The 20,483-nt window shown below is 46.2% G+C and carries 19 protein-coding genes; 8 read left to right on the forward strand and 11 right to left on the reverse strand.

Annotation, left to right across the window (positions count from 1 at the left end):
* Positions 1-20: 20 nt before the first annotated feature.
* Together BM607_RS14395 and BM607_RS14400 are read left to right on the forward strand one after the other, a co-directional pair.
* On the forward strand, positions 21-845 hold the full coding sequence (locus tag BM607_RS14395; RefSeq protein ID WP_071940191.1) for a symmetrical bis(5'-nucleosyl)-tetraphosphatase: 825 nt from the start codon (positions 21-23) through the stop codon (positions 843-845).
* Between the two features lie 96 nt (positions 846-941).
* Positions 942-2,963 carry a methyl-accepting chemotaxis protein gene (locus BM607_RS14400; RefSeq protein WP_071940190.1) on the forward strand — a complete coding sequence of 674 codons (2,022 nt, stop codon included), beginning with the start codon at positions 942-944 and terminating at the stop codon, positions 2,961-2,963.
* Positions 2,964-3,273: 310 nt separating this feature from the next.
* Here BM607_RS14400 and BM607_RS14405 read toward each other — a convergent pair whose 3' ends face one another.
* The 7 genes from BM607_RS14405 to rplU all read right to left on the reverse strand — a co-directional run bounded on the left by BM607_RS14405 (position 3,274) and on the right by rplU (position 7,643).
* The gene (locus BM607_RS14405; RefSeq protein ID WP_006080534.1) at positions 3,274-3,687 is read right to left on the reverse strand and encodes a DUF3718 domain-containing protein; all 414 of its coding nucleotides are present in this window, start codon (positions 3,685-3,687) and stop codon (positions 3,274-3,276) included.
* Between the two features lie 222 nt (positions 3,688-3,909).
* Positions 3,910-4,392, reverse strand: coding sequence for a type 3 dihydrofolate reductase (gene folA, locus BM607_RS14410; protein WP_006080532.1), 483 nt, complete (start codon positions 4,390-4,392; stop codon positions 3,910-3,912).
* Positions 4,393-4,419: 27 nt separating this feature from the next.
* Positions 4,420-4,893, reverse strand: coding sequence for a threonine/serine exporter family protein (locus BM607_RS14415; RefSeq protein WP_006080531.1), 474 nt, complete (start codon positions 4,891-4,893; stop codon positions 4,420-4,422).
* A complete protein-coding gene (locus BM607_RS14420; RefSeq protein WP_006080529.1) occupies positions 4,890-5,651 on the reverse strand; it encodes a threonine/serine exporter family protein in 762 nt (253 codons plus the stop codon). Before BM607_RS14420 ends, BM607_RS14415 begins: the two co-directional genes overlap by 4 nt.
* Before the next feature lie 27 nt (positions 5,652-5,678).
* Positions 5,679-6,848 carry an Obg family GTPase CgtA gene (gene cgtA / locus BM607_RS14425; RefSeq protein WP_006080528.1) on the reverse strand — a complete coding sequence of 390 codons (1,170 nt, stop codon included), beginning with the start codon at positions 6,846-6,848 and terminating at the stop codon, positions 5,679-5,681.
* A gap of 214 nt (positions 6,849-7,062) precedes the next feature.
* Positions 7,063-7,317, reverse strand: a complete 255-nt coding sequence (rpmA, locus tag BM607_RS14430) for a 50S ribosomal protein L27 (RefSeq protein WP_006080527.1) — start codon at positions 7,315-7,317, stop codon at positions 7,063-7,065.
* Positions 7,318-7,331: 14 nt separating this feature from the next.
* On the reverse strand, positions 7,332-7,643 hold the full coding sequence (gene rplU, locus BM607_RS14435; protein ID WP_006080526.1) for a 50S ribosomal protein L21: 312 nt from the start codon (positions 7,641-7,643) through the stop codon (positions 7,332-7,334).
* A 271-nt stretch (positions 7,644-7,914) separates the two neighbouring features.
* Here rplU and ispB point away from each other — a divergent pair, with 271 nt between their 5' ends.
* On the forward strand, positions 7,915-8,886 hold the full coding sequence (ispB, locus tag BM607_RS14440) for an octaprenyl diphosphate synthase (protein WP_037391117.1): 972 nt from the start codon (positions 7,915-7,917) through the stop codon (positions 8,884-8,886).
* Between the two features lie 83 nt (positions 8,887-8,969).
* On the opposite strand, the gene ung is transcribed toward ispB, so the two are convergent.
* Positions 8,970-9,635 (reverse strand): uracil-DNA glycosylase, encoded by a 666-nt coding sequence (ung, locus tag BM607_RS14445; protein WP_071940189.1) that lies wholly within the window; start codon positions 9,633-9,635, stop codon positions 8,970-8,972.
* 187 nt (positions 9,636-9,822) lie between these two features.
* On the opposite strand from ung, the gene BM607_RS14450 reads away from it, so the two are divergent.
* Together BM607_RS14450 and BM607_RS14455 are read left to right on the forward strand one after the other, a co-directional pair.
* Positions 9,823-10,386, forward strand: a complete 564-nt coding sequence (locus tag BM607_RS14450) for a prepilin-type N-terminal cleavage/methylation domain-containing protein (protein WP_012088469.1) — start codon at positions 9,823-9,825, stop codon at positions 10,384-10,386.
* A 73-nt stretch (positions 10,387-10,459) separates the two neighbouring features.
* Complete coding sequence (locus tag BM607_RS14455) at positions 10,460-10,780, forward strand: DUF3144 domain-containing protein (RefSeq protein WP_006080519.1); 321 nt, start codon at positions 10,460-10,462, stop codon at positions 10,778-10,780.
* A gap of 89 nt (positions 10,781-10,869) precedes the next feature.
* Here the strand turns inward: BM607_RS14455 and BM607_RS14460 are convergent, their stop codons facing one another.
* Entirely contained in the window at positions 10,870-11,484 is a 615-nt protein-coding gene (locus BM607_RS14460; protein WP_006085833.1) for a LysE family translocator, read from the reverse strand.
* A gap of 133 nt (positions 11,485-11,617) precedes the next feature.
* A complete protein-coding gene (locus tag BM607_RS14465) occupies positions 11,618-13,159 on the reverse strand; it encodes a peptidase S10 (protein WP_071940188.1) in 1,542 nt (513 codons plus the stop codon).
* Between the two features lie 235 nt (positions 13,160-13,394).
* Between BM607_RS14465 and BM607_RS14470 the strand changes: the two genes are divergently transcribed.
* Entirely contained in the window at positions 13,395-13,946 is a 552-nt protein-coding gene (locus BM607_RS14470; RefSeq protein ID WP_071940187.1) for a thioredoxin family protein, read from the forward strand.
* Between the two features lie 121 nt (positions 13,947-14,067).
* Here the strand turns inward: BM607_RS14470 and BM607_RS14475 are convergent, their stop codons facing one another.
* A complete protein-coding gene (locus BM607_RS14475) occupies positions 14,068-16,671 on the reverse strand; it encodes a TonB-dependent receptor (protein WP_071940227.1) in 2,604 nt (867 codons plus the stop codon).
* Between the two features lie 381 nt (positions 16,672-17,052).
* Here BM607_RS14475 and BM607_RS14480 point away from each other — a divergent pair, with 381 nt between their 5' ends.
* Positions 17,053-18,513, forward strand: a complete 1,461-nt coding sequence (locus tag BM607_RS14480) for a sigma 54-interacting transcriptional regulator (RefSeq protein WP_071940186.1) — start codon at positions 17,053-17,055, stop codon at positions 18,511-18,513.
* Positions 18,514-18,685: 172 nt separating this feature from the next.
* Entirely contained in the window at positions 18,686-20,158 is a 1,473-nt protein-coding gene (gene ccoG / locus BM607_RS14485) for a cytochrome c oxidase accessory protein CcoG (protein ID WP_071940185.1), read from the forward strand.
* The last annotated feature ends 325 nt before the right edge of the window (positions 20,159-20,483 follow it).

Consider the following 20,483-nt stretch of genomic DNA (forward strand, 5'->3'; position numbering starts at 1 on the left):
ATCGTTAGGAAAGGGGTACTGTGGCGCATTATTTTGTTGGTGATATTCAAGGCTGTTTCGCTGAATTACAAAAATTACTCGCTAAGGTCGATTTTAATCCCTCACGTGATGAACTCTGGGCTGTAGGTGATCTTGTTGCTCGCGGACCAGATTCCTTAGCTACACTGCGCTTTTTTCGTTCTTTAGGTGATTCCGCTAAAACGGTTTTAGGCAATCACGATCTCCACTTAATGGCGTTACACGGCAAGCTCAAACGCGCTAAGCCCAGCGATAATTTAACTGAAATTCTTGAATCGCCCGACATTTCAGCCTCAATTGACTGGCTGAGACAGCAACCCCTAATGCGTGAATTACCCGAACACCAACTCATCATGAGTCATGCGGGTGTGCCACCGCTGTGGTCGCTTGAAGTATTAAGAGAAGAAGCCGCACTCGTCAGTTGCGCACTCAAACAAGATGATTATCTTGAGGCACTGATAAGCCAAATGTATTCGGATAGCGCCGAACAATGGGACCCAAGTGCAATTGGCATAGAGCGCCTACGTTACTGCATCAACGCATTAACACGCATGCGCTACCTCTATGTCGATGGCCGACTCGATTTTGATTGTAAACAACCTCCTGAAAACTGTACTAATCCACAACTCAAACCTTGGTTTGAGTTTGCTTCGCCCCTGCGCCAAAGCCACACCTTGGTTTTCGGCCATTGGGCAGCACTGATGGGCAATGTCGGCGATAGTAAATTAAAGGCTTTAGATACAGGTTGTTGCTGGGGTGAACACTTAACCCTATGGCATCTTGAAAAAGACCAAAAAATTACGCAAAAAAAGTTAAAAAAGAGTTAAACTAAAACAGCTTAAAGTCGATAACAGACTGAGCCGCCTAACCCTGAAATCGCCCTGTTTTCATTTGGAAAAATATAATAAAAATCGGAGTATCCTATGAAATTTAACGTAGCCACCAGAGTGATTGGCGGATTTGGTATTGTCACGCTTTTGCTCGTGGTGCTAGGATTTACATCCTACCTCACCAACAACAGCCTAAAAGCAAGCTCGGCGATGATGCAAGAATTAAGCTTGCCCGCGCTTAAGTCGACCAATCACCTCAGTGAAACATTGAGTGAGCAACAAAGACAAATCCTGATTGCCTATCACACGCCTAAATCGGCCAATATTCCCAGTATTCGCAAAGTGTTCGATGATCATGGAACTCAGTTCAAAAACGAAATAGCTAACATCACCCAATTAGTGAAAAGCCAGCCAGAGCTCACCTCCTTAATCAGCCAATTAAGCGGTAGCTTCTCAAGCTTTGAACGAGACAGCCTTGCTATGATCGCCGAACGTGAAGCTTCATTAAGCAAGCAAGAACAGTTAGTTAATCTAAAGAAAAAACTCGAAAATGCCGCCGATGATGCCTCATCGGAACTGCTCGATATTGTTGATTTAGAAAGCAGTCAAAATCCCGATGAGCAGAGTCTGGCCGCGTCAGCCAGCGCGATTGATACTAGCCTCGGGAATATCATCACCACTATCGCAGACTTAGTGACCAATGAAGAAGACAATAAACACGAACTGATCTCTAAAGAACTTGACTACATTATCAGCGAAACCAAAAACAAACTTGAATATGTGAATCGTCACGGTCAAGGTATCGTCGATGCGGATACCTTAAGTTCAGTCACTAAAGATATTGAAAAAGTTTTAGCGCTTGTTACTGGCCCGCAATCTATGTTGCAGCTGAAATCGAGCCAGCTTTCCCATTCTAAAGAAGCCGTGGTCAAACTCGGTATTATCGAAAAAGACGTGAAAGTTATTAATTCCAACATGGATGATGTGAGTAATAACATCGAACTTGTTGCCGCCAACATGAGCAACGACACCATAGCTAAGATTGACTCTGCTAGCATACAAACCATGGTTGTAGTGTTAATTGCCATTGTTGTCGCTGTCATTGTGAGTTTTGCTGTAGTGAATCCGCTCAAACGCTCACTAAGCCAAGTGAACAATGCTCTAAACGTCTTAGCCTCAGGCAACCTTACCCATAAGCTTGATGACTCTGGACACGATGAATTTGCAGAGCTGGCGAAAAACTGCAACCGTCTCGTCGATAGCTTACGCAGTTTGATTATCGGCATCTTGGATAGATCGAACCAACTGGCCGCGGCAGCTGAACAAACGTCGGCAATCACAGCGCAAACTACCTCCGGCATTCAAGAGCAAAAAAGCCAAGTGGACCAAGTGGCCACTGCAACCACAGAACTGAGATCTAGCGCGCAACAAGTGTCGTTAAGTGCCGATCAAGCCCTTGAGCAAATCAAGCAAGCCGACCAAGAAACTCAGCATATGCGAGCCATTGCCGAAGAGAACAAACTGACGATTTTGGCTTTAGCCGATGAAGTCGCCAAGGCAGGCGTAGTGATCAATAAAGTGCAGTCTGATAGCGCCTCAATTGGCTCAATTTTGGATGTGATCCGCGGCATTGCAGAGCAGACTAACCTACTCGCCCTTAACGCCGCCATTGAAGCTGCTAGAGCCGGTGAACAAGGTCGTGGCTTTGCGGTGGTTGCCGATGAAGTCCGTAGCTTAGCCTCACGCACTCAGGTATCAACCCGAGAGATCCAACAGATGATCGAAGTGTTGCAACAAGGTGCAGAGCAAGCCGTTGCCGCTATGGATATGGGACGTGCTCAGGCGAATGCCTGTGTTGAAAAAACTGAGCAAGCCAACATTGCCCTCGAAACCATTAGCCAGTCTGTGCATAAGGCCTATGACTCAGGCACTCATATCGCCCATGCAGCTCAAGAGCAGAATTTAGTGAGTCAGCAAGTGTCTGAGAAACTCGAGCATATTGCTGCCATTTCGGAAGAAACGGCTATCGGCGCAGATCAAACGGCTCAGTCTAGCCATCAAGTCGCCAAACTAGCAGAAGAGCTTCAAGCCTCAGTAGGTGAATTTAGAGTCTAAATGTTAATTGCTAAAACCTTCTAAACCAAGGGTCGCTTAGCGGCCCTTTCTTTTGGGCCAAATTTACTTTCCCTATCATACCAATCACTCGGTCTGACCGACTTAGTGCAAATTAGGGCCATAAAAAATGCCGAACTTAAGTTCGGCATTTTTTCTGATTCAAGGCCTGACGTTTAATACAAAGCGCTTAATACTAGGCTCTTAACGCTAATGACTTAAACCCGTTGCTTAATACTCGTCACTTAATATCACTAAGCTGCAAATAGAGCTAAAGTGCCGCTAGTTCGGTGCAACGAGTCCAGCTCAGCGATTACTCTTCTTCGCCGCCCGCAGCAGCGCCAAGACGCTCTTTCACTGCAGCAGTGATAGGGCTATCACCATGACCGTTTGCTTCTGCCCAAGCTTGGATAGTCATACCATCCGCTTCAGCGACACTCAGTTCCGTCACTGACAAACGTTTAGCTACAAACTCACCGGCATCGTTAGCACTCGCGCCGTAAGCGGTACGCAATAGACTTGCGCCATCGCAACTGATGCCACTGTAAATCTGACGTAGCTTAACGCGGCTTTCTTTTAATTTTTTACGTAGGCGGTTTTTATCGTTAGCTTTTACGTAATCGCAAATACTCGCGACGAGTGGATCAACGCCCGCAACAGCAGGGGTTGGTACAGTGATATAGCTAAATCCAATTAACGCAGCCAAGGCTACAGGCATAAGACGCATCCGATACTCCTTAATACTTTCTTATAGTTTTATTATCAATTTTGTATGGGCTGCATCTCGTCTCTAAAGGGTATTGACCTCTTGGCTTTAGCTCTCGTTCGAAATCTAGGATAACGAAATAGGCTATCTCTTCTTTCCGTGAAAACTAAATGTCCGATATGATGCAATACGTTAGATAAAATGACGCCCCATACACACAGGGTACACAACAGAGGCTGCAATTTAACATTTTTTTGCCAAGTTGATAAAGCGATATTCCAAACCATCCGCATTTATACTAGACAAAGATTCCGTTTCTTTCCAAGTTCCGTCATCCCAGTGGGGGAAAAATGTATCACCCTCAACCTCTAGCTTGATTTGCGTCAAATATAAGGTATCTGCGTAAGGTAATAACTCGGCATAAAGCTGACCGCCACCAATCACCACTAACTCTTCACACTCGCCGGCGGCTTGTTTGGCTGCATCAAAGGAGGTTACACAGGTCACTCCCTCAATGACGAGATCCGTTTGACGTGAAATCACTATGTTATGTCGGCCAGGAAGAGGTCTACCAATGGACTCAAAGGTCTTACGCCCCATCACCACAGGCTTTCCTAGGGTCATGGCTTTAAAGTGACGTAGATCTTCAGGAAGATGCCATGGCATTTTATTCTCTTTTCCGATGACTCGATTGTTTGCCATCGCGGCTATCATAGCAATGCGCATGCTCACTCCTGTTTTATTGAAATAGAATTATTGAATGACGGGGCGGGTTCTGAAATACAGCAAGCTCGGCATGGCCAGCCCCACAGCTAACGCCCCGAGAATAAAGACGGTTTTGAGGCCATTACTAATCACTTGTGCCGTCAGTTCCGGACTCACCTGAGACTGAGCAGTCAGTTGCACTAAGGCAATGACGGTATTAAAGGCATAAGTGCCAGGGATCATAGGTATAATAGCGGCGACAGCATACATTAAAGGTGGCGCTAAATGGCGTTTTCCAAACCCTATAGTAATAATCCCGACGATTGCAGCAGCGGCAAATGTGGCCCACTCAATCGGTAAACCAAACTGTAGCATTAAGGTACGCGAGCTATGACCAATGGCTCCCGCTAAGGCGCAATAGGGAAGAAATCGTTTAGGAACATTAAACACCATAGCAAATCCCACGGCGGGAATTGCTGAGAAAAAAGCATCGTGCAGCAGCGTTATCAGTAGTTCCATCATAGGAAAATCCCGCCGATCTGCATCGCAATCGTAATGCCTATCACAGAAGAAACGGTCAGCAAGGTCGCATGGCCCCAACGGGAGATGCCGACATTCATATGCCCTTTCACCATGTCAGAAATCGCATTGATCATCGGAAAACCCGGCACCAGCATTAGCACACTCGCGGCCATAGCTGCTTTAGGCGTTTCACTCAATGCAAACACATAGCCAGTTTGAGCCAACATACTGGTGACGAAAGCCGTGACGGCAAAGTTAACCAATAAATTAAAATGCTGCTTAGCAATCGCTAAACGTACCGACATGCCCACAGCTGCGGCAAAAAAGGTAATCACACACGAGATAAGATCACCATTAAACAGGTGACAAAAACTGGCACAAGACAGGCCAATCATGAAGACAACTAAACTAGGAGGATAGGTTTTAGGCTCAATCCGCGCCAAACGTTTACGGACTTCGTTGGGGCCATACAGACCTTTTTCAGCTAATAAACAGATGCGTTGTAATTCACAAACTATGGTCATATTAATGCCATGCTCACGAATACGACGAGTCGTAGTGATACAGCGACCATGAACCAAACTGGTTAACACGAGGGAATTGGAGGAAATAGAGAGCTCTACGCTGGCAAGGCCTAAAGCCTGACCTAGACGCTGGCTGATTTCTTCAACTAAATCAGATTCTGCGCCGTAGGCCAGTAGCAGTTGTGCAGCACGCACAACTTGCCGAGTAATATCATTTTGAGTATCTGCGTACACGGAACTCTCAAAATTAAGACGGTAAGATTATCTCTGGTAAATAACTTCTACGTCGTAGTCGTCATCATCAAAGTCGTCGTCATCATCTTCATCAACATAGTCTTCATTTACAGAATCTAAGTTAGCTTGATGATAATTATCCCACTTGAACTCGACTTCACTGTCTGGGTCGATTTCATTGTCTTCTGGTGGCAAGCTCGCAATATAATCGAGGAGCTTTAATGCCAACTCATTAGTGCCGTCGCGGTTGTAGGCAGAAATAGTGTAAACGTCGCCTTCCCAACCCATTTCTTTAACGATGCGATCAACCTTTTGTTGCAGCTCTTCTTCAAGCAGCAAATCGGTTTTGTTAAAGACTAACCAACGTGGCTTGCTTGCCAGTTTTGGAGAGTATTTCTCAAGCTCACCAACGATAGCGCGTGCAGACTCAACCGGATCGGTTCCGTCAATAGGCTCAATGTCGATGATGTGCAGTAGAATACGACAACGCTCAAGATGCTTTAAGAAGCGAATACCTAAACCCGCACCATCGGCTGCGCCTTCGATAAGACCTGGAATATCCGCGATCACAAAGCTTTGACCAGGACGTGGATTAACCACACCTAAGTTAGGCACTAGTGTTGTAAACGGATAATCAGCCACTTTCGGCGTTGCACGGGAAACCGCACGAATGAATGTCGACTTACCCGCGTTAGGCATGCCAAGCAAACCAACGTCAGCCAACAGTAACAACTCTAATTTAAGGCTACGAACTTCACCAGGTGTTCCTAACGTCTTTTGACGTGGGGCACGGTTAGTACTGCTCTTAAAACGGGTGTTACCTAAACCATGGAAACCACCTTTGGCAACCAATAGCTTTTGACCGTGGGTCGTTAAATCCCCAAGGACTTCTTCAGTATCATGATCGACCGCGCGAGTACCAACAGGAACTTTTAAGATCAGATCTTTACCGCTGTGACCGGTACAATCACGGCCACGACCATTTTCGCCACGTTCAGCCATGTGAAAACGTTCAAAACGGAACTCGATCAAAGTGTTGAAGTTTTCGTCAGCTTGCAGGAAAACACTGCCGCCGTCGCCACCATCACCACCATCAGGACCACCATCAGGTACATACTTTTCGCGCCTAAAGCTAACACAACCGCTACCGCCGTCGCCTGCTTCGACCCTAATTACTGCCTCATCGACAAACTTCATACTTACTCCTGGCACCACTGAATGAAGCAATTATACCGTCTAACTTCATTGGTCGCCAAAAAACTCGAGATACTTTGCTCCCAATCTTACCTGTCAATGCTCATTCTTGGTAATCATTTACCAACTCAAGCATCTACACGGCGTAAATAGAAGCACAAAAAACAGAAAGCCCCACCAATGGCGGGGCTTTAACAGTATAAGCTAGGTTCGAAAATTAAGCTTCGATGCTAATAAACTTACGGTTATTAGCGCCTTTAACTTCGAATTTCACTTTACCGTCAGTCAGAGCAAACAGAGTATGGTCACGACCAATACCTACGTTTACACCAGCGTGGAATTTAGTACCACGTTGACGAACGATAATGTTACCAGCTAGAACTGATTCACCGCCAAAGCGCTTAACACCTAGACGTTTACTTTCTGAATCGCGGCCGTTACGAGTAGAACCGCCAGCTTTTTTATGTGCCATGAGTTAGACTCCTATTATGCGTTGATAGCAGTAATTTTAACTTCAGTGAACCACTGACGGTGGCCCATTTTCTTGTCGTGATGCTTACGACGACGGAACTTAACGATAGTTACTTTATCGCCACGACCGTGACTTACAACTTCAGCAACGACTTTACCGCCAGCTACTAAAGGAGCACCAACATGCACTGTTTCGCCATCAGCGATCAAAAGAACTTGATCGAATTCGATAGTTTCACCAGTTGCAACTTCTAACTTTTCTAAACGAACAGTGTGGCCTTCGGCTACACGGTGTTGTTTACCACCACTTTGAAAAACAGCGTACATAGCTATTTTACTCCAATTCCTAACACGCGGGCTCATTCTTGGATGAGGCAGGGTGCTATAAAAACTTTATTGACAATGGGCGCGGAGTTTACGCGAAGAATCTAACTCTGGCAAGCCCTAATTAGGAAAGAATAAAAAAAGACCGGATTAACTCTCACATTAGTTGAGCTAGTGCTGTCATATGTCAGAATTTTAGGTAAAATTCATTTCATTATAACACGTGAGCCTAAACAGGGGCCGGTACGTAATGACCCCACAACCAGAGTCTACTATGGATTTAAACGCTATTCGTCAACTGGCTGACACTGATATGCAAGCAGTCAATCAGCTGATATATAAACAGCTTGAATCAGATGTCGCCCTAATTAATCAATTAGGTTTTTACATTATTAATGGTGGTGGTAAACGTCTTCGTCCTCTGCTGTCGGTATTAGCCGCACGTGCGGTGAGCTACGAAGGCGAAGCGCATCTTAAGCTAGCGGCGATTATTGAGTTTATCCATACGGCCTCATTGCTCCACGATGATGTAGTTGATGAATCGACATTGCGCCGCGGACGAGAAACCGCCAACGCACTGTTCGGCAATAGCGCCAGCGTGCTGGTCGGGGATTTTCTTTATACCCGTTCATTCCAGATGATGACTGAACTTGACAGCATGAAAGTGCTCAGAGTGTTAGCGGATACCACGAACGTGTTGGCCGAGGGCGAAGTCTTACAACTGATGAATTGCAACGATCCTGACACCACAGAAGAAAGCTATATGCGGGTCATTTATTGCAAAACCGCTAAGTTGTTTGAAGCCGCCACCCTGCTTGCGGGCGTGTTAGCGGGTGCGACGCCAGAGCAAGAAACCGCCTTAGGTAACTATGGTAAATACCTTGGTACCGCCTTCCAGCTTACCGACGATTTACTCGACTATACCGCCGACAGTGATGAGCTAGGCAAGAACATAGGTGATGATCTTGCTGAAGGTAAACCAACTCTGCCACTCATCTATGCCATTGCCCATGGCACAGACGAAGAGAAACACCTCATACGTCAAGCAATTGAGCAAGGCGATGGAACACAGGCCATAGATAAAATCGTGGCAGCACTGCACCATTGCGGCGCGTTAAACTACACCCAGCAAAAAGCAATTGAAGAATCAGAGAAAGCCATCGAGGCATTATCGATTCTGCCCGACAGCGACTACAAGCAAGCCTTAGTTGCGCTTGCTAAGATTTCGGTCGACCGTAATCACTGAGCACTCGCTAATCCGTTTTAGCCCAAAGAAAAGGTCTTACTCAGTAAGACCTTTTTTATTGCCTCAAACCCGCAATCCTAAGATTAAACCTGCCAGCGGAACGGCGCTTCGCCCCGCTCAAGTAATAATTGATTCACTTGAGAAAAATGCCCACAGCCAAAGAAACCCCGATAGGCCGATAAAGGTGAAGGATGCGGCCCAGTGAGCACTTGATGTTGCGGTGCGTTAATCACTTGACCTTTTTTGATGGCATGACTGCCCCAAAGCACGAAGATAATCGGCTGTGTCTGGCGATTTAATAATTCCAGCGCGGCAGCAGTAAACACTTCCCAGCCCGCTTTGGCATGGGAGTGCGCCTTACCTTGCTCAACGGTTAATACCGTATTGAGCATTAAGAGCCCCTGCTCCGCCCATGCGGATAAATCCCCGTGGGATGGAATGGTAAAGCCATCAATATCTGTCGCTAATTCCTTGTACATATTGGCTAAGGAAGGCGGCGGTTTAATACCGCGTTTGACCGAAAAGCATAAACCATGGGCTTGATCTGGGCCGTGATAGGGATCTTGGCCAATCAATACCACTTTGACCTTTTCAAGCGGAGTCATAGTAAAGGCATTAAAAACATCGGCTTCGGGTGGATAAACCACTTTCCCAGCCCTGCGTTCATTGTCTACAAACGCACTTAGTTGCTGAAAATAAGGCAAAGCCCTTTGCCCATCGATAAATGTTTGCCATGTCGCCTGAGTCACGATTTTACTTCCTCAATCCTATTATCGGGTTAGCTTAAAAGCCCTGCTGTAGAATGGCAAGTTTGAAGGTTATGCTTGTCGATAAGTGATACGGCTATGTTTGCAGTGTTTCGCTTTAAGACTTTCAATTTAAAACATTCGAATTTAAATGCTATAGTGCGCCCATTCTCGCACTGTCTAATACGCCATGATGATCCAACATTCTGATAAATTGATACAACGACATCAAACGGGTTTCACCTTAATAGAGCTTGTGGTGGTCATCATAGTGCTCGGTATTTTAGCGGTAGTGGCCCTGCCAAAATTTATCAATGTGCAGCAAGATGCGCAAATCGCTACAGTCAAAGCCGCTGGCGGTGGCTTTAAGTCAGCCATCAATCTGGCGCGCTCCGTTTGGGCGGTAAAAGTGGGCTCAGGTCCAAAAGAAGACTTACCCGTATTTGGCACGGCGCAATCTGAACAAGTGGATTTCAACGCCTTCGGCTGGCCTGCACAGCACTATATCTTTGGTAATGAAGCCTCACCGTCGCTTGATAATGTCGAAGACTGTATCTCGGTATGGGAAGTGCTATTCCAAAATACTCAACCGAGTGTCTCGCGCTTAAATGTTGATGCGACAGAAACCGACTACAAAGCCAGTTATACCAATCCTGGCAAGTGCACTTATTTCTATCGAACAAACGACAAACTCTCGATCAGTTATGACTCCCAAACCGGAGTCGTCATTACCGACACAGATCCCAATAGTTAATGCCTGACGATTCCTTCTTACGTCAATTAAGTTAGAATCGAACTTTAATCTGTTACTTTTTAGAGTGAACGCCATGACCGACACGAGCAACACCACCATTTACGAACTTGCCGATCAGTTTATTGCCTTAGCCAATCAGCTAAGCCAACAAGAAGCAGATGTAGGTAAAGTGGGCACAGCACTCCGTTTTGCCGCGGCACGTTTTAACGCCTTCGAAGCCGCAATTAAATCAGCGGATCTCGGCGCCGAGAAAGAAAGTGCATTAGAATGGTTTAGCAGTGAATTCAAAGAAATGCTGAGTGACAACTTAGACGATCACATCGCGAATCCGCCAATTCTCCAAGAAGCGGTGGCAGAACAAGCCGACAATTCAGTGCAAATGTTTAAAGGCTAAGCACGCCCTTCATGCATAGCGATAACATAAAAAACGCCATCGATTGATGGCGTTTTTGTTTGTTGAAACAAATTACCTGCAATAAATAATTAAAGCGTATATACCACGCGGATCGCTAGCAGTATCAATACCACGCCAGACAACTTATCAATTAACCCTGCCTTTTCCCGTAACTTAGGCAACACGCTTGAGTGGGACAACAATAAAGCGATAAGCGTGTACCAAAGGCCATCGACCACTAATGGGGTAAAAACGATTAAGGCTTTAGCTGTCATGCTGTCGGCCACCATCACGAATTGGCTGAATAATGCGAGGAAAAATAGCATGATTTTAGGATTGAATAAGGAAATGGCGATACCATCACGGGCTGCGGTCAAGGTATCTGTCGCCTCCCCTGCGGCCAATTTAGCTTGCATACCGCCCTTGGAACGCAGCGCCTGAACTCCCATCCAAGCCAAATACAAAGCACCGAGAATCGCAATGCCATTAAAGACTAAGGGCGCCTTTTTAAGTACGACGGCTAAGCCGAGTAACGTCACCAACGCATAAATCCCAATGCCTATTGAATGTGCCCACGCGCACACTATGCCCTTGCCCCGTCCGCCGCCTAAGGTATGGCGCACCACCATAGCTAAACTTGGGCCCGGCGACATAGCCCCCAAACAACAAATAGCCAATAAACCTAACCAAGTACTAAAACTCATTGAACACACCTTACGCCGAATAAAAAGGCCCCATTGATGTAGATAAACTCTGGGGCCTTAACTTGTTTGCTATTCTAGCATCGCGCCATTAAGGCGTTAACGCTAATCAATCCGTTTGTTGATAAATTAACGGCTATTTAGGCTGATAAAAAGCACGGATATCCTTCACTAACTGGGTTAAGGATTCGGGCTCAACGTACATCATGTGCCCCGCTTTATAGTAATGCATACTCACACGACTATTATCTATGCCGTTATCGGCAAAGGTATTTTCGGTGGCAAAAAATGGCGTCGCAAAGTCAAAGTAACCGTTGCCGACAAAAATCCTCAGATCTTTGTTCTCACGCTGCGCTTGACCAAGATAAGGCGCAACGTTGACATAGTGCATCTGCTTGCCACTGATATTCCAATTCCAACTCCGGTTCACATCAACGGAGAGAACGTTGAAAGGACGGGATAAGGTCACGCCCAAATCGTCATAAAGATATTGATGCATGGCAGCCGTATAGGCGCCATCAATCCCATAACCTGATGGATCATCGTCGGTTGAGTCGCCGCCACTGTCGTAGTCTTTACCTGTGTAGCGGCTGTCTAAGCGTCCTATCGTCAAATCTTGCTCTCTGAGCAGCTCCTTAGTGTATCGACTGGCGCTCACGCGCAAATTAACACGATCTAAATAGTGCTCACTTAAACCCGTAAAGCGCGCCAAGCTTTGACGTACAGCTTGATATGCCTCGGGTGTTAAGCGGCTGCCTTGCAACAACGCGAGGGCATAATCTTTGATCGCAAACTGGCGCGCCTCCTCAATAAAAGCCTCCAGCCCTAAAGCTTCATCCGTAGCGCTGACTTTATTATGGTAAAAAGCCGTCGCCGCCATGGTCGGTAAAAAACCAATGTATGGTTGATTATTACCCGGTTGGTAGCGGGCATGACTAAAATCGAGAATGGATGAAATCAGCATAATTCCATTGACCGAAATGTCGGTCCAACCGCCCTGCAATTCATTCACAAGCGCAGCCGCGCGGGTAGTACCGTAACTCTCGCCGGCCAAATATTTAGGGGAGTTCCATCGTTTATGCTCAATCAACCAGCGGCGAATAAACTCGGCAATCGACTGGGCATCTTCTTTCACGCCCCAAAAATCCGCACCTTTTTTATCGCCTAAGGCGCGGCTAAAGCCAGTACCTACGGGATCGATGAACACGAGATCGGACTCATCAAGCATAGAGTAATCGTTTGATTCAATACGATAAGGTGCTGCGCCATCATCCTTTGCATCCGGCACCACCACACGTTTAGGGCCAAATAAGCCCATGTGCAACCAGAGCGATGCCGAACCCGGACCGCCGTTAAAAATAAAGGTTACGGGGCGTTTGCTGCTGTCTTTAACATCGTCACGTAAATAGGTAATAGAGAAAATACTCGCCAGCGGTTCGTCTTTATCATCCTTTAAAATAGTCTCGCCACTTATCGCTTGATAACTGACTTTTTGCCCTTGAATCGTCATCTTATGCTCGGTTTTAACCACCTCAGGGACAAGCTTGTCGGCTTTATCTTCGGCCTTTTTGGCGGTTTCGGCATAGCTCAGGCTCGAGCAGAATACGATCAACGGCAACAGTAATAATGACCAAAGCGGCCTAGCCGACGAGCGTCGACGCGATAGTAAAGGTGTCATCTTATTTCCTTTTATTTTTGTTATAGCGGTAACTATCATCTTGCCCAGCTTACAAAGACTCAACAGCAGGCGCAAAACACAATTGCAACTGAATGCGTCAAAGGGCAGCTCAAATGAAATCCTATAAATTCACGCTGATTTAAGCCGTTAACCGCTAAGATAAGCACGAATCTAAGTCTGTATTCCTAAGCCTCTATGTTTAATAAAGGCACGCCATTCTCCAGCAGGAAGTTTTATGAGCACTATTACTCTGATCAGTATTGTCATTCTTTGTCTATTAATCGGCGCTATCTTGCTGCTGCTTTGGCAAAGACAAAAAGGAAAAACCATACCGCTGGCGGTGATATTTGTACTGGGATTTTTCGCCTTAGGACTCGGCGCTATTATTGGATTTGTGCATAAAGGCGAGGATTATCAAGCCTATCAAAAACTGCAATGGCATACCTTAGCGCCCGAGCAAATTGCGCCTCTGGTTGCCCAAGGCTATACCGTATTTGTCGATATTACTTCAGATTGGTGCACCATTTGCCAAACCAATAAAGCCGAAGTCACCCACAGGGAACAAATTGTGAATGCCTTAATGGCAGACAACATTATCCTGATGCAAGGCAACTGGAGTGAAGCCAACAAAACGATTGAAAGCTATATGCGCCATGAAGGTGTACCTGGTACGCCCTACAATAAAATCTACGGTCCAAGCGCCCCCAATGGCATTCTTTTGCCGTCAAAACTCAGTATGAGTGATGTGTTGAATGGCCTTGCTGCCGCACAAACGAATCGCAGCTAACGAAAAATAACCAATAAAAAAGGCTGCACTGCAGCCTTTTTGCTCACTTCACTTCAAATCTATAAAAGCCAAATTTCTTGAAAGGTGGGTTAGAAATCGCTTCTATAAATTGGCTTACTCATTAAAAACGGTAATTTACACGGCCATAGTAGAAGCCACCGTTGTAATCGAATGGCCCACTTTCATAGTAAACGCCACCAAGTTGAGAATAAGCGTAATCATCGCCCACTTTCAGCTTTTGCGCTTTTTGGTCGAATAGGTTATTTGCCCCTACCGCCAGGGTTAAGCCATCAAATAACTCATAGCTCACTTCCAGATCTATGGTGACTGCAGCATCGGCCATTTCAGAACCCCAATCAGAGGTATCGTCAGCATGAGTCGCATAGTACTCACCGAAGTAGTTACCACGCAGTGACATGCTTAATTGATCCCATGACTGCGCCCAGGTCAAGGTTGCACGGTGTGCAGGAATACCATCTTCTAAACGCCGAACCTTGCCTTCATCAGTGGTTTCGGGATCGTATTTATCAACGCTGGTATCGGTCCAACCATAGGCAAGACTGAATTTAGCATTACCCGACAGAATTTCCGCATCATAGGAGGCGACGATATCGATACCTTGAGTCGTAGTATCAAAGTCGTTGGTGTAATAACTCACGCCTTGGATCAACTCAGGGAACTCAACGCCCGCTGCACGCAGCGCATCATAGTCTTTAGCTTCAACATCAATCTTACTCGACTGCGCAATACGACCCTCAACGCCAATGTTGTAATAATCGACCGTTAAGAAAAAGCTTTCGTATTCATACACTGCGCCTAACGCATAGCTTGTTGACTCTTCAGGCTTTAACACTTCCCCGCCATAAAATGCCGCAAGCGGATCGGTGGGTGGCGCAATAAACGTCTGGATCAACTGACCATCAATAATCGATGTCTGCGTATTGACAACGTTTTCTTGACCCACCGTTGGCGCTCTAAAGCCCGTGCTGTGTGAAGCGCGGAATGACAATTCGTCGGTTGCAGAATACTGCAATGTCAGTTTGTAATTTAACGTATCACCAAAGGTCGAAAAGTCTTCGTAACGCAGTGCTAAACCGAGTAGCCAGTCATCACTTAAATAGGCTTCTAGATCAGTATAAATACCGATATTGTGGCGAGAGTTTTTACCCGCAGATTCTGGGCCAAAGCCTTTAAATCCGTGCGCACCAATATTGAAACCTTGGCTAGCATAAGGGCCAGCAATCCACGAGGCTTCATCACCTTGAAAAATCTCAAACGACTCATTACGCCATTCAAAACCAGAAGCAAAGCTAATGTCTTCGATGCCACCTATAGTAATGAAACGCGAAAAATCTAAGTTAACTGTGGTTTCAACTTGCTCATAGGCACCGGTATCGAAATCAGTTGGGGTATCTAATCCCAATGATGGGTTTAACGAGTTTTTAAGGCCGAAGCTGGCTTTGTTACTACCGGTACCGGCGCTGAAATCGTAATTCCACTCGCCGATATCGCCCTTTACACCGCCGAAGAAAGACATATCTTCAATGGTCCCAGTGAACTGCGGCGTATAACCACCGGGGAAAATTTGGTTCATAGCAAAGCAATTGGGATCGGCAACCATGGCCTTATAAGCATCGGTATCTAAGACGTTACCATCAGCATCGGGAATACCGTCGTTGTTTGTATCAACTTTAGGAATTGGCACTACCACACAAGACGATTGATCACCATTTATAGCTCCGACTAATAAATTACCGCCTTCAGGAGGGGTATACACATTACTGCGGTCCTGCGGATTACGATAATAAAATCCCCCTACGGCATCGCGGGATGACAGGTTACCAAAGGCATAGGCATGCATATTGGCATTAATGTCTAAGCCTGAGTTGATGAACACTGAGTAGTCATCATTGATTTCAGGATTGCCCCATACTTGAGCTGGGTCATTAATCGCAGTATTACCCTGCTCTGCTAAGTTAGCCGCATCGGGACGCTGCACACTACGGCTGGTTGCATCCGCATTTTTATACTGGAAGCTTAAGTTAACAAAGCCATTATCCGTCAGCGGTAAACCAACATCGCCTTCGACTGTGGTCGTAGCACCGTCACCCTCGTAATATTCACCTTGGGTCACTGTGATGGAGCCACCATCGGAATTATCTTTTAAGACAAAGTTCATGACCCCTGCAATCGCATCAGAGCCATATTGCGCCGCAGCGCCGTCACGCAGCACTTCGACTTGCTTCAATGCAGAACCAGGAATAACCGAGATATCAGGACCTTGAGCACCATCGTTAATGCCGCCGCCTTGGAACGCAATCACAGCTGCGCGGTGACGACGCTTACCATTGACTAACACTAAGGTACTGTCGGAAGGCAAACCACGTAAGTTAACGGGACGTACTAAGGTTGCCGCATCACTGATGGGTTGAGCGCGCGAGTTAAACGAAGGTACCGATGTCACTAACATATCAATCATGTCAGTCGAACCATTCTTTTTAAGGTCGTCACTACTAATAATATCAATTGGAACGGGGGAATCGCCGATTGAGCGTGGTGCCGCACGTGAACCAACAACCGCAATCTTTTCCACGCCTTCATTTTTAACAGCAGCGTCTTCTTCCTCAGCCATGGCTTGCGGGCTAATGAAGCTACCAGACAAAGCTAATGTAATCGCCAAACTGACTGCACTTAATCCAAACTTCTGCTTCTTTGAGGTCATCATATTCATCCCAACTGCTTATTATTTTTTTAGAATACCTGACCTGCTTTATGCGATTCTCATCCCTAAACCTTGCAACTACGGTCAATACAAAGTTATTTTTTACATAACAAGAACATTTTTATAACATAAATAAGACAATATCCAATGTTAAATCAGACTTTTGAATGAATATTAGTCATTTCTCTTTTAGATCAGTCTGTTATAGGTAAATATTTTTTAAGGTACTGCATTGGGTAAAAATGCATTTTAGAGTGCTAAAAATGTGATCCAAAATGTCACCATAAAGAGGTAAGTACTCAATAGTTCAATCAAAACACGATATATCGCGCCATACGACTTAAGGTATACTCAGGCAATACCGCCTAAACCTGAGTACCACAGATGACAAATGAGATTTCGGTCAATAATAAAAAATCGGTAGATAAGCATTTCTTACCGGAAAACCAGTTACTGCTTAACGCTGTCGGTGAAGGTATTTATGGATTTGATTTAAGCGGTAATGCGGTGTTTATCAATCCAGCGGCAGAACGCATGACAGGTTGGAAGAATGAAGAGTTACTGGGCAAAAATATCCATAACTGCCATCACCACAGCCATGCGGATGGTAGCCATTATCCCCAAGAAGATTGCCCGATTTACAACACCTTAAAGGATGGTATTACCCGAGAAATCACCCATGATGTGTTCTGGCGTAAAGATGGCAGCAGCTTCCCCGTGTATTACAGTTCCACCCCCGTTTACCGTGATAATGAACTGATTGGCGTAGTCGCGATATTTCGTGACATTAGTATTCAAAAGCAAACAGAGCAGTCACTACGCCAAGCATTGGCGCAAGTGCAGGCGCTCTCGGAGCGACTCGCCTCGGAGAATCATTATCTGCAGGCTGAACTTGCTGACAAAACGGGTGATGTGGATATTTCGGGCGCCAGTAGCGTGATCCGCCACATGATCCAGCAATTGCATATGGTGGCCAATACCGACAGTACAGTGCTCATTTGTGGTGAAAATGGCACAGGGAAAGAGCTCGTTGCCCGTAACTTACATCAACTCAGTCGCCGCAAAGACAAGCCGATGATCAGCGTCAACTGCGCCGCGTTTTCGGCATCTTTGTTAGAAAGTGAACTCTTTGGTCACGAGAAAGGCGCATTTACCGGTGCCACCAGTCGCCGTAAAGGCCGCTTTGAACTTGCTCACCAAGGCACGCTGTTCCTCGATGAAGTGGCAGAACTCAGTTTAGAAGCCCAATCAAAACTACTGCGGGTCATCCAAGAGCAATCCTTCGAACGCCTCGGAGGCAGCGAAACCATTCAAGTGGATATTCGCTTGGTCGCCGCCAGTCATCACGACTTACTCAAGCGGGTCGAGCAGGGATTATTTCGGATGGATCTCTATTACCGCTTGAATGTATTCCCTATTCAAGTACCACCACTGCGCGCGAGGATCGAAGATATCCCCGAACTCGTCAGCCATATACTGCACAGTTTGAATCGTAAGTTAGGCAAAAAAATCCGCGGTGTGAGCCAAAAAGGGCTGCAAAAACTCATGGCTTACACATGGCCGGGCAATGTGCGCGAATTGCAAAACATCCTCGAGCGCGAAGCCATTCTATCCCAAGGCGATATTCTGCAGATCCATGCGATGCCGAGCAACAACCCCTTAGCTCAAGCCCAAGGCCAAACCTTAGCAGAAGCGGAAGCCTTGCATATAGAACAGACTCTTAAACGCTTAAACTGGCGAATATCCGGTCCACTCGGCGCGGCGAATGTCTTAGGCGTTCCGGCAAGTACACTGAGATCGCGGATGAAAAAACTGGGGATCCAACGTCAATCGAGTGAAATATAACTCTAACCACACAAGCTAAAAACGCGATATATCGCCAATGTGTGATATATCGTGACTACCACTTAGCTCGCATCATAAAATAACAATATATATCATAAGGTTGAATCAGTTAAAACTTGGCCTAGCGCTTGCTATAGAGAGGCGAATCTTATTTAAGCCGTTAGGACCCTTTATGCCCAAGAGCGAAGTTACCCCCAATTCTCCAAGTGTGAATAAGAGTGTGAACGCGAAACCTTCCTCAGTCGAGCTCCACATTCCGATTAAAATCCTCTCCAGCGAAACTGCAACAGGGAGCAATACACCCTCTGGCAACATCCATTTTCGTGAGCAGAAAGGTGATTTTCAGCGCCTGCGAACCATGATGAATAGCCTGCTGATCGTGTTGTTTTTCGCCTTGCCGTTTATCTCAATCGATGGCCGCCAAGCGATATTGTTAGATATCAGCCAGCAACAGTTTTTCTTCTTTGGCATCACGCTCTGGCCACAGGACTTTACCCTACTCGCATGGATTTTTATCGCCGCGGCCTTCGGTCTATTTTTTATCACCGTGTTCTGGGGCCGCGTTTGGTGCGGCTATCTTTGCCCACAAACGGCGTGGACCTTTATCTATGTGTGGATTGAAACGCGCATCGAAGGCAGCAGCAACAAACGCAAGCAACTCGACAAAGCGTCTTGGTCTGGCAGCAAAATCGGTAAAAGAAGCACCAAGCACTTACTTTGGGGTCTCGCCGCCCTGCTCACCGGCTGTGGTTTTATCAGCTATTTCATTCCCGCCCGCGAACTCTATATCGACATATTGACGGGCAATGCCAGCTTTTGGGTGACTAGCTGGGTCTGGTTTTTCGCCATTTGTACTTATCTGAATGCGGGCTGGATGCGCGAGCAAATGTGTCTACATTGCTGCCCCTATTCACGTTTCCAAGCTGTAATGTTCGATGCCAACACTAAAACCGTGACCTATGATGCACAGCGCGGTGAATCCCGCGGCCCGCGTAAACGTAAGCAAGAAACCAATCTCAGAGAGAGTAATCTTGGTGATTGTGTTGACTGTAATTTATGTGTCGAAGTGTGCCCAACTGGGATAGATATTCGTAACGGCTTGCAATATGAGTGCATCAACTGCGGTGCCTGTGTCGATGCTTGTAATGAAACCATGTTGAAATTCGATTATAAACCGAACCTTATCGGCTACATGAGTGAGAATGATCTTAAGGGAGTCAGCTACTCCTATTGGCGCTCGCCGCGATTCTTAGGCTACGGCGCAGCGGTCGTGATCATGCTGATAGTGATAGGTCTAGATTTGAATAGCCGCAGCGAGATCCAGCTTAACGTGATCCGAGACCGTCAAAGCCTGTACCGCGAAACCGCTGACAATAAGATTGAAAACACCTATCAACTGAAGATCCGCAACAAGACGCAGGACACTAAGCAGTATCAACTCGCCGTCGACAGTGAAATGCCCTTCAGCTTGATTGCCGATCCTATTATTACCTTGGCTGCAGGCGAACAAGTCGACTATCCCGTCACTGTATTAGCCGATAAGGATGCCATCCCCTCTGGACGCAAAATGATCCAATTCTCGGTGACGGATGTGAAACAGCCAAGCCAGCAAGTGAGTCAAGAAACTGGATTCTTCAGTCCCTAGGCTTTTAGCGGTTAATATCGGTAACCGTCTACATTAACCGCTAAATCGGCGCTTGGGGAGTCAACCCAAGCGCCGTTCTAAATCAAACACTCATCCCCAAAAGACAGTGTGTTTCTTGCGATATCTTTAGTGCTTCTTCGTCCAATAAAATCCAATCTTAGGCATCTATTAGCAGTGGCTGCAATCCATCTGTTATTCGACGTTTACGCACAATAAGCTTAAGCACAAGCAAGTTGAATCCCTAGAAGCATAACCATTATAAAAATCTCGAATGCTCTCCCTTTACGCTTTATTACGCTTTATCGATGATACGATAATTACGCTA

This window comes from Shewanella sp. SACH, from assembly GCF_001887095.2.
GTDB lineage: Bacteria > Pseudomonadota > Gammaproteobacteria > Enterobacterales > Shewanellaceae > Shewanella > Shewanella baltica.

What these genes read in the sequence shown, in the direction of transcription:
- BM607_RS14400 (WP_071940190.1), top strand. Translation starts at nt 942, where the DNA reads ATGAAATTTAACGTAGCCACCAGAGTGATTGGCGGATTTGGTATTGTC.
- BM607_RS14405 (WP_006080534.1), bottom strand. Translation starts at nt 3,687, where the DNA reads ATGCGTCTTATGCCTGTAGCCTTGGCTGCGTTAATTGGATTTAGCTAT.
- folA (WP_006080532.1), bottom strand. Translation starts at nt 4,392, where the DNA reads ATGCGCATTGCTATGATAGCCGCGATGGCAAACAATCGAGTCATCGGA.
- BM607_RS14415 (WP_006080531.1), bottom strand. Translation starts at nt 4,893, where the DNA reads ATGATGGAACTACTGATAACGCTGCTGCACGATGCTTTTTTCTCAGCA.
- cgtA (WP_006080528.1), bottom strand. Translation starts at nt 6,848, where the DNA reads ATGAAGTTTGTCGATGAGGCAGTAATTAGGGTCGAAGCAGGCGACGGC.
- rpmA (WP_006080527.1), bottom strand. Translation starts at nt 7,317, where the DNA reads ATGGCACATAAAAAAGCTGGCGGTTCTACTCGTAACGGCCGCGATTCA.
- rplU (WP_006080526.1), bottom strand. Translation starts at nt 7,643, where the DNA reads ATGTACGCTGTTTTTCAAAGTGGTGGTAAACAACACCGTGTAGCCGAA.
- ispB (WP_037391117.1), top strand. Translation starts at nt 7,915, where the DNA reads ATGGATTTAAACGCTATTCGTCAACTGGCTGACACTGATATGCAAGCA.
- BM607_RS14450 (WP_012088469.1), top strand. Translation starts at nt 9,823, where the DNA reads ATGATGATCCAACATTCTGATAAATTGATACAACGACATCAAACGGGT.
- BM607_RS14455 (WP_006080519.1), top strand. Translation starts at nt 10,460, where the DNA reads ATGACCGACACGAGCAACACCACCATTTACGAACTTGCCGATCAGTTT.
- BM607_RS14460 (WP_006085833.1), bottom strand. Translation starts at nt 11,484, where the DNA reads ATGAGTTTTAGTACTTGGTTAGGTTTATTGGCTATTTGTTGTTTGGGG.
- BM607_RS14465 (WP_071940188.1), bottom strand. Translation starts at nt 13,159, where the DNA reads ATGACACCTTTACTATCGCGTCGACGCTCGTCGGCTAGGCCGCTTTGG.
- BM607_RS14470 (WP_071940187.1), top strand. Translation starts at nt 13,395, where the DNA reads ATGAGCACTATTACTCTGATCAGTATTGTCATTCTTTGTCTATTAATC.
- BM607_RS14475 (WP_071940227.1), bottom strand. Translation starts at nt 16,671, where the DNA reads ATGATGACCTCAAAGAAGCAGAAGTTTGGATTAAGTGCAGTCAGTTTG.
- BM607_RS14480 (WP_071940186.1), top strand. Translation starts at nt 17,053, where the DNA reads ATGACAAATGAGATTTCGGTCAATAATAAAAAATCGGTAGATAAGCAT.
- ccoG (WP_071940185.1), top strand. Translation starts at nt 18,686, where the DNA reads ATGCCCAAGAGCGAAGTTACCCCCAATTCTCCAAGTGTGAATAAGAGT.